1 pseudogene is annotated in these 363 nt (G+C 43.5%); it reads left to right on the forward strand.

Annotation, left to right across the window (positions count from 1 at the left end):
• A pseudogene (locus ACFIK0_RS09415) lies at positions 1-363 on the forward strand (excinuclease ABC subunit A); the annotation flags it as partial.

Here is a 363-nt window from a genome sequence, read left to right on the forward strand (position 1 = left end):
GCTCGAGTACCGACCCCTATTTGTCCGAACGATCATATTCCCATTAGTAGTCAAACCCCTGACCAGATGGTAGATCGTGTCTTGGAGTTACCTGAACGGACTCGTTTACAAGTCCTATCACCAGTAGTGCGCGACAAACGGGGCACTCAGAAAAAAGTGTTGGCGCAAATTAAACGTGATGGTTTTGTGCGTGTACAAGTTGATGGAGAAACTTATGATTTAGATGAAGTCCCTGAGTTAGAGAAGAATAAAAAACATACGATTAATGTAGTTGTTGACCGAATTATTGTTAAAGATGGTGTGCGTTCGCGACTGTTTGATTCGTTTGAAGCAGCGCTGCGCCTCAGTGATGGTTATGCTATT

The sequence above is a fragment of the Bartonella sp. CL63NXGY genome (assembly GCF_042194905.1).
In the GTDB taxonomy this organism is placed as follows: Bacteria; Pseudomonadota; Alphaproteobacteria; order Rhizobiales; family Rhizobiaceae; genus Bartonella.